9 protein-coding genes and 1 pseudogene are annotated in these 8,923 nt (G+C 37.5%); all 10 read left to right on the top strand.

The features are described from left to right. A partial coding sequence (locus V7149_RS05080) for a hypothetical protein (protein ID WP_335344566.1) occupies positions 1–216 on the top strand: 216 nt, incomplete at its 5' end. Next, positions 194–826 (top strand): helix-turn-helix transcriptional regulator, encoded by a 633-nt coding sequence (locus tag V7149_RS05075; protein ID WP_197414433.1) that lies wholly within the window; start codon positions 194–196, stop codon positions 824–826. The genes V7149_RS05080 and V7149_RS05075, both read left to right, overlap by 23 nt. Positions 827–855: 29 nt before the next feature. Next, positions 856–1,674: a pyruvate, water dikinase regulatory protein gene (locus V7149_RS05070; protein WP_335344565.1), complete on the top strand. Its 819-nt coding sequence runs from the start codon at positions 856–858 to the stop codon at positions 1,672–1,674. A gap of 464 nt (positions 1,675–2,138) precedes the next feature. After that, positions 2,139–2,573, top strand: a pseudogene (locus tag V7149_RS05065) (YaiI/YqxD family protein). A 111-nt stretch (positions 2,574–2,684) separates the two neighbouring features. Beyond that, positions 2,685–4,499 carry a DNA primase gene (gene dnaG / locus V7149_RS05060; RefSeq protein ID WP_335344564.1) on the top strand — a complete coding sequence of 605 codons (1,815 nt, stop codon included), beginning with the start codon at positions 2,685–2,687 and terminating at the stop codon, positions 4,497–4,499. A gap of 50 nt (positions 4,500–4,549) precedes the next feature. After that, positions 4,550–5,677 (top strand): RNA polymerase sigma factor RpoD, encoded by a 1,128-nt coding sequence (rpoD, locus tag V7149_RS05055; RefSeq protein ID WP_335344563.1) that lies wholly within the window; start codon positions 4,550–4,552, stop codon positions 5,675–5,677. An 81-nt stretch (positions 5,678–5,758) separates the two neighbouring features. Further along, positions 5,759–6,292 carry a hypothetical protein gene (locus V7149_RS05050; protein WP_335344562.1) on the top strand — a complete coding sequence of 178 codons (534 nt, stop codon included), beginning with the start codon at positions 5,759–5,761 and terminating at the stop codon, positions 6,290–6,292. 229 nt (positions 6,293–6,521) lie between these two features. Next, positions 6,522–6,884 carry a cytochrome c550 gene (cccA, locus tag V7149_RS05045; RefSeq protein WP_335344561.1) on the top strand — a complete coding sequence of 121 codons (363 nt, stop codon included), beginning with the start codon at positions 6,522–6,524 and terminating at the stop codon, positions 6,882–6,884. Between the two features lie 221 nt (positions 6,885–7,105). Further along, positions 7,106–7,816 (top strand): tRNA (adenine(22)-N(1))-methyltransferase, encoded by a 711-nt coding sequence (locus tag V7149_RS05040; RefSeq protein ID WP_335344560.1) that lies wholly within the window; start codon positions 7,106–7,108, stop codon positions 7,814–7,816. After that, the coding region (locus tag V7149_RS05035) for a Nif3-like dinuclear metal center hexameric protein (RefSeq protein ID WP_335344559.1) at positions 7,813–8,923 on the top strand (1,111 nt) is incomplete at its 3' end. The genes V7149_RS05040 and V7149_RS05035, both read left to right, overlap by 4 nt.

Genomic DNA, 8,923 nt, shown 5'->3' with positions numbered 1-8,923 from the left:
GCGACAGGACAAGGAAAGCCTCGGCAGCGAAACATCGCACGACCAAAAGTGAAGCTTTTGGGAGGACGTCGCGTTTTTGTCGACCTCGAGGTCATAAGCCAGTCTGCCAAGAAGGTTAAAGAACAACCTTCTCGACAGCATGTCTTATGCTTGTCGGGGGTGGGCAAGGCGCTTACGCTTTTCTATTTAGGTGGTGAGGACAATCGAATTAAATAAGCGGCAAGAAAAAATATTAGAAATTGTGAAGGAAAACGGGCCAATCACTGGTGAAAATATTGCAGAAAAGTTAAATTTAACTCGAGCAACATTAAGACCGGATTTAGCCATTTTAACAATGGCTGGCTTTTTAGATGCGAGACCGCGGGTCGGCTATTTCTATACAGGAAAATCAGGTACTCAGCTGCTTACAGATAATTTAAATAAGCTGTATGTGAAGGATTATCAATCGATACCTGTAGTTGTGAATGAAAATGTTTCGGTTTATGATGCCATTTGCACAATGTTCTTGGAAGATGTAGGAACATTATTCGTGGTTGACCAGGAATCCATACTTGTTGGCGTTCTTTCTAGGAAAGATTTGCTGCGTGCAAGTATAGGGAAACAGGAATTAACGAATATCCCTGTAAACATAATCATGACAAGAATGCCCAATATTACAATGTGTGAAAAGGAAGACTTATTAATTGATATTGCAAAGAAATTAATTGAGAAACAAATTGACGCGCTTCCGATTGTTAAAGAAACGGAAAAAGGCTTTGAGGTAATAGGCAGAATTACAAAAACGAATTTAACAAAAGCATTTCTTGCTCTTGCAGAAGATAATTAAATCATGTACAGAGGAGATGGTGTTAAGGGATGACAAAAAAGCCAATCATCTATGTTGTGTCTGACTCTGTTGGGGAGACTGCCGAATTGGTTACGAAAGCAGCCGTCAGCCAGTTTAATGGCAGCGGAGTAACGATCAAGCGATTTCCATATGTGGAGGACAAGGTTCATATAGAAGAAGTAATTTCTTTAGCAAAAATGGATAATGGAATGATCGTATATACACTTGTTAAGCCAGATATACGCCATTATATTAATGAACTGGCTGAGCGGGAAGGGATCTATGCTTGTGATATAATTGGGCCGTTAATGGATAAAATTCAGCTTTTATATGGAAAAACACCTCTATTCGAACCAGGTCTAGTTAGAAAACTGGACGAGGATTATTTTAAAAAAATAGAAGCTATTGAATTTGCTGTTAAATATGATGATGGCCGTGATCCAAGAGGGATATTAAAAGCGGATATTATTCTTGTAGGAGTATCCCGAACTTCTAAAACACCGCTATCACAATATTTAGCCCATAAAAGACTAAAGGTCGCAAACGTACCGCTTGTACCAGAGGTGGATCCTCCTGAAGAATTGTATTTAGTTCAGCCCGAAAAGTGCTTTGGACTAAAAATTAGCCCGGAAAAGCTCAATTATATTCGCAGAGAACGGCTAATATCTTTAGGATTAAGCGATAATGCCAGTTATGCAAACATTGAAAGGATTAAAGACGAAATCAATTATTTTGAAAAAATCGTCAGCAAATTAAATTGTCCTGTCATTGACGTAACGAATAAAGCCGTAGAAGAAACGGCAAATTTAATATTAAATCAATACCACAGAAGCTTTCCAAAAAGCTAGCACATAATTCTGTATTATGTGCCTTTTTCTTTTTTGGCAAAAAGGTAACGGAACCTTTTGAAAATTTAAATTCTTCTTGATGCGTTTAAAACAAAATATTAATAGAAATAAGAAAAAATAATAGAAATTCAAGCTTTTTTATACTATAATAAAAAATTGTGATAAAAATGTTATAGTTTAGGTTTAGAGTTGAGTATGAACGAATAAACTATTTATTGTGAGAAGTCAAGTGACCGGAAAAAAAACAATTCGACATGATCAATTGTAATGGAAATGCTGCAAGAATTATTTTGTATCAGGATTCTGAAAAGCATTTAGACCATTATACCCGGCTTGATTGAAAATCTACTTGTAATTTTAACAGTTGCATGAGTTTAGGATGAATGTAGCTCATGCTAAAAGTTGCTTTTTGAAAGAAGGATTATGTGGAGTGATGTAGAATAATTAGAACATTAGGCAATCCAATTATCTTGGTTGATGCCGATTCTTGTCCTGTAAAGGAAGAAATTGTCGAATTAGCTAATAGCTATTCTGTTGATGCTATTTTATTGCCTCATATGCTCACATAAAAAATGATCTAAAGGGAGCTTCTTGGAAATTTGTTGACTCAAGTAAAGAGGCTGTTGATTTATTCATTATGAATCATGTGCAGAAACGGGACATCGTTGTTACACAGGATATTGGTTAGCATCGACACTTTTATTTATGTTCTGTCTCCAAAGGGGATTTCATACGATGAGAAAGATATTCATACTGCGCTTGATATGAGATATTTATCGGCCTAAGCGCGTAGAAGGGGGATACATGGGAAAGGGCCCATGCCTTACAGTCGTGAAGATCGTACTAGGTTTGTGAAAGAATTGACAAAGATTTTGTCGAATTTTGAAGGAATTCGCTAATTTTTATAGAAATATTAATTAATGGATTAATTATCTTTCTAAATTTGATGCCCTGGGTGTACTTTAAGAGGCTTCTTATGTATTGATTTTTTATTAATTGGAGTTGTTCCCATGGTAGAGCGTATCGCCGAGGAGAAAGTGAATGAGATTCGGCAAGCTGTCGATATTGTTGATATTATAAGCGATTATGTTCAATTAAAAAAGCAAGGACGAAATTACTTTGGTCTATGCCCATTTCATGGAGAGAACACACCATCTTTTTCCGTTTCACCTGATAAGCAAATTTATCATTGCTTTGGATGCGGAGCCGGCGGAAATGCCTTTTCATTCTTAATGGATCTTGAAGGTTATTCCTTTCAAGAAGCAGCTGTCAGATTAGCTGAAAAAGGGAATATTAAGCTTGACATGATTATTCAGTCCGCAGCCGCTCAAAGTAATGTTCCTCCCGATATTCAGCAAATGCTGGAGGCCCATGAGCTATTGCGTAAATTTTATCATCATCTGCTGTTAAACACAAAAGATGGCCAACATGCACTAGACTATTTGCTTGGCAGAGGATTTACGATTGAAACCATTGAGAAATTTCAAATTGGATATTCCCTTCCTTCTTGGGATTTTGTATATAAATTTCTTGGGAAGAGAAAGTTTCCAATAGAGGTAATGGAAAAAGCAGGTCTTATTATTAAACGCGAAAAAGATGGCAGTTATTTTGATCGTTTTCGCAACCGAATTATGTTTCCGATTTTTGACCGAAGTGGAAAAACGATTGCCTTTTCAGGAAGGTCTTTAGGGGACGATGAACCCAAATATTTAAATAGTCCTGAAACGCCAATCTTTAATAAAAGCAAAATTTTATATAATTTTCATTTAGCAAGACCTCAAATCAAGAAACTCCAGCAAGCTGTTTTATTTGAAGGATTTGCGGATGTTATTTCTGCTGATCTTGCAGGAGTTGAAAACGGTATTGGCACAATGGGAACATCCTTAACGGAGGACCATGTCTCCGCTTTAAAGAGAAATGCCCAGTCAATCACTGTTTGCTATGATTCCGACAATGCTGGAATTGAAGCGGCTTTCAGAGCGGCTAACATGCTATCTAATGCAGGATGTCAAGTAAGGGTTTCTTTAATGCCAGACGGCCTTGACCCAGACGACTATGTTAAAAAATTCGGTCCAGAAAAGTTTCGTCACGAGGTAATAGATGGCAGTCATACACTTATGGCGTTCAAGCTGCATTATTACCGCAGAGGGAAAAAACTGCAGGATGAAGGAGATCGCCTGCTTTATATCGAAGAAGTATTAACGGAAATAAGCAAATTAGATAATGCAGTAGAAAAGGATTATTATTTACGGCATCTTGCGGATGAATTTTCCCTATCACTGGAAGCACTTAAAGAACAGGAAAAACAAATTAATTTTTCAGAAAGACGGAAGACTAAGGGACAGAGCAGCAACGAGACAGTCAAAAAACAGCTGATTCTTCAAAAGCAAGCGAAGCAGTTAAAGCCTGCATATTATACAGCTGAGAGAAATTTAATTGCACATATGCTTGCCGATAGTGACCTTGCATTTAAGGTTCAGAATTTTCTTCAAGGAAATACGTTTAATGTGGATGAGCATCAAGCAATCATTACTTATTTATTAGGCTTTTATGAAGAAGGACACCCGCCAGATACAAGTGCCTTTATCAACTTCCTAGTTGATGAAAAGTTAAAAAGAATCGTTGCTGATATTCAAATGATGGAAATAAACGATGAATTAAGCGAACAAGAATTAACGGATTATATAAAACAGGTGTTTAATTATCAAAAAATGTTAAAGATAAAAGAAAAACTGCTTGAACAAAAAGAAGCAGAGCGGAAAAGTGATTATGCAAAGGCAGCCTTGATCGCAATGGAAATTATTCAATTGCGCAAGTCTCTATAGATTAGGATATTTCTTAAGGATTGTCTGTGACTTTGGAAGGAGGGGGACATATGGCTGAAAAATCAGCTCGTTCAAAAGAAGTTGATTCAGAATTGACCCTAGATCAAGTGAAAGAACAATTAACAGAGGTTGGAAAAAAGACGGGCGTTCTTGCCTATGACGATATTGCAGAAAAATTGGCCCATTTTGATTTAGATTCTCATCAAATGGATGAATTCTATGAGTTCCTTGGAGATCAAGGTATTGAGCTAGTCGGTGACAATGACGATGATGCCGACCCTAATGCTAAGGAATTAGCAAAAGGTGAAGAAGAGTTTGACTTAAATGATTTAAGTGTTCCACCAGGCGTGAAAATCAATGACCCTGTGAGAATGTACTTAAAAGAAATTGGCCGTGTTGATCTACTTTCTGCTGAGGATGAAATTTCACTTGCAGAACGGATTGAAGATGGTGACGAGGAAGCGAAAAGGCGTCTTGCTGAAGCAAACCTCCGATTAGTTGTAAGTATTGCCAAGCGTTATGTTGGCCGTGGAATGCTTTTCCTTGATTTAATTCAAGAAGGAAATATGGGCTTAATTAAAGCCGTTGAAAAATTTGATTATCGAAAAGGCTTTAAATTTAGTACGTATGCAACTTGGTGGATTCGCCAAGCGATTACAAGAGCGATTGCCGACCAGGCAAGAACCATCCGAATTCCCGTTCATATGGTTGAAACTATTAACAAATTAATTCGTGTACAGCGCCAATTACTTCAGGACCTTGGCCGCGAACCAACTCCAGAAGAAATCGCTGAGGATATGGATTTAACTCCAGAAAAAGTGAGAGAAATTCTAAAAATTGCGCAAGAGCCAGTTTCTTTAGAAACGCCAATTGGGGAAGAAGATGATTCCCATTTAGGCGATTTTATTGAAGATCAGGATGCGACTTCACCTTCTGAGCATGCTGCCTACGAGCTTCTTAAAGAGCAGCTGGAGGATGTTCTTGATACTTTAACCGATCGTGAGGAAAATGTACTGCGCCTTCGCTTTGGGCTTGATGACGGACGTACAAGGACCTTAGAGGAAGTCGGTAAAGTATTCGGTGTTACACGTGAACGTATTCGCCAAATTGAAGCGAAAGCATTGCGCAAATTAAGACATCCGAGCAGAAGCAAGCGTTTAAAAGACTTTTTAGAATAGAAAATCATTGTCAGAAAATAGTTTACTTCCTACAATAGAGGTAAGCTATTTTTTTTCCGCTGGAATGGACGTGTATTCTTAATGAATGAAACAAGAAAAAAGATCATAGTTAACGAAATAATTAATTGGCGAAAAAATCGCATGCTCCCTGAACATTATTGTGATTTCCTCTTAGCATTGTACACAGAAGGAAATGAACCGGAAAACAAGAAAGAGCCAGCAGCTATAAAAAAAATTCACTGGAAAAACCATTATTTATTTTTAATGTTAATTCCGTTAGCTCTATTTTTAATCCATTTTACTGAATTGTCTATTACTTTGCAAATGGCCTTTTCCATATTATTTGTATTAGCTGGGATTATTTTCACTTTTTATTTTTTTAGAAAAGGAATTTTACTGCAAATACCTTTAATTGCTTCGGCATTAATTTTATTATTATCTACCGTTGAATTTATTTCAAGATTATTTCCAGATAGACTTATGGTCCTTTACATAGTAATATTCATGAACTGTTTTTTATGGTTGTTAACAGGCTGGAAACTTAAGCTTCCAGCCTTTATCATATCTGGAGTTTTAGGGATAATATTAATAGTAATTTCTATATTTATATATTAAAAAGATTTTTTTGAAGTTTTTAAATGTTGAGAAAATGATTTTCTCTCTTTTATTTAATGAAGTAAGTGGAAGTTCCTCTAAATTCGCTGGAGTTTTGTCTGATTTTTGAATTTGGTGTAACAAAGTTGCCTTAAGGGCTTTTCCTTCTACACGTTTTGAAGTAGAATAGAAATTGTTTGTATAAATATTTACTTTATTTGAGATGTTCTTACATAAGGGAGGTATAAACATGAAAAATCCAGTAATGCCGTACATCTTAATTTTTGCATTGGGTATCGTTGCAATGTTCCTGATTTCCTTTAAAGGACTTGGTGATGCTGAGCAGCTTGCTGCTGAAAGAGAAGGCGGCGGTGAAAAGACTGAAGAAACGGCTGCAGCAAGCCCTGAGGAGATCTATCAAAAGAGCTGTATTGGGTGCCATGGTGATCAATACCAAGGTGCAGTTGGACCAGCTTTAACAGGTGTTGGTGACCATCTATCACAGGAAGAGATAGCTGATATTCTTGTTAATGGTAAAGGGTCCATGCCTCCTGGTTTAGTTCCTGCAGATAAAGCAGGCGAAATGGCTGCTTGGCTAGCGGAATTAAAATAAAATAGTTTGTTAAACATAAGCTTGAAGGCTAAACTTTGGCCTCCCCAAGCGCAAAATAAAAAAAGTCCTTTGCATCTGTAAAGGGCTTTTTTTAAGTAGATTTTTTCCTCGTGGGTGTTAAGACTTTGCAAAACCATACTATTTTTAATACTATTATAAGGATAAATCAACTGTGCTAGTAATAGTGGACTTATATTTTTCTTTGAAAAGTGGTGGATAAATTGAATACTGAGAAATTATCACAGCGTTTAGAGGCTGTTGCAAATTATATTCCTGAAGGGTGCAGACTTGCTGATATTGGCTCGGATCACGCATATTTGCCATGCTATGCAGTGAAACGAGGCATGATCCCTTTTGCGGTTGCTGGGGAAGTGGCAGAGGGACCGTATCAATCTGCTAAAAGCCAAGTTGAAGCGGAAGGATTAAATGACAAGATAAATGTCCGCAAAGGAAATGGATTACAGATAATCTCAGTGGATGAAGTGGATTGTATTACAATTGCCGGGATGGGCGGAGCTTTAATCACAAATATTTTGGAAGAGGGCAAGGAAAAGCTAGGAACGATAAAAAGGCTGATATTACAGCCAAATATCAGTGCTATTACGATAAGAAGCTGGCTTAATAAAAATGGCTGGGTATTAATTGCTGAAGAAATTCTTGAAGAAGATGAAAAAATTTATGAGATTTTAGTTGCTGAAAAAGGGGATTCGAAGGAAAGACGAGAGTTGGATCTGCAAAAGGAATTATTATTTGGCCCTTTTTTACTAAAGCAAAAATCAGCTGTTTTTAAAAAGAAATGGCTTGGAGAATTAAAGAATTGGCAAAGAATTTTAGCCCAGCTTGAGAATGCAGCAGCTACAGAGGAAACGATAGAGAAAAAAAATGAACTAATAGAGAAGATAAAGATGGTAGAGGAGGTATTAGATCATTGAAAAAAATAAATGGACATGAAATCATTCAGCTATTTGAACAGTTTTCTCCAAAAGGCTATGCCATGGAGGGAGACAAAATTGGGCTGCAAATTGGCAGATTGAATAAGCCGGTTGAGAACGTCATGATTGCACTGGATGTGCTAGAAGAAGTAGTTGATGAAGCGATCGCGAAGAATGTTCAACTCATTATTGCTCACCACCCGCCTATTTTTCGACCGCTTAAATCAATTGCCACTGATACGCCTGCCGGTAGAATAATTGAGAAATTGATTAAGCATGATATCGCTGTCTATGCTGCCCACACAAATTTGGACGTTGCTACTGGCGGTGTTAACGATATGCTTGCTGAAGCACTAAAGCTAGTTAATACGGAGGTCTTAGTTCCTACCTACGAGACCGAATTGAAAAAACTAGTTGTCTTTGTTCCAGAAGATAATGCTGACGACCTTAAAAAGGCATTAGGAGATGCTGGTGCTGGAGCGATTGGCCATTACAGTCATTGCAGTTTCGAATCATCCGGAATTGGACAGTTTTTACCAGGTGAAGGGACAAATCCCTTTATTGGCGAGCATGGAAAGCTAGAGTCAGTGAAAGAACTGAGGATCGAAACGATTTTCCCGGCTCAGTTAGAGAATAGAATCTTAAAAGCCATGTTTCTTGCTCATCCTTACGAAGAAGTTGCCTATGATATTTATAAGCTGGACAATAAGGGTGAAGTATTAGGTCTTGGAAGAATTGGCGAAATTGAGGAAATGACATTAGGGGAATTCGCAAGTCACGTTAAAAAAACATTAGATGTGAATGGTGTCCGTGTCGTAGGAGATCTCGATTCAAAGGTTAAAAAAGTAGCTGTCCTCGGCGGGGATGGGAATAAATACTTTACCTCTGCCAAATTTAAAGGAGCAGATGTCTACGTAACGGGTGATATGTATTATCATGTGGCACATGACGCCGTGATGATGGGATTGAATATAGTTGACCCAGGGCACAATGTCGAAAAGGTGATGAAACAAGGCGTAGCCTTGCAATTGACAAAAATGTGCCAAGAAAAGGGATATGCCGTTTCAATATTTGCTTCTGAAATACATACAGATCCTTTTCAATTTA

Origin of the sequence: Bacillus sp. JJ1503 (genome assembly GCF_036965125.1) — a bacterium.
Classification (GTDB): Bacteria; Bacillota; Bacilli; order Bacillales; family Cytobacillaceae; genus Cytobacillus.
Note: the sequence above shows the minus strand (reverse complement) of the source record. Positions and strands in the feature narration are given on the sequence as shown.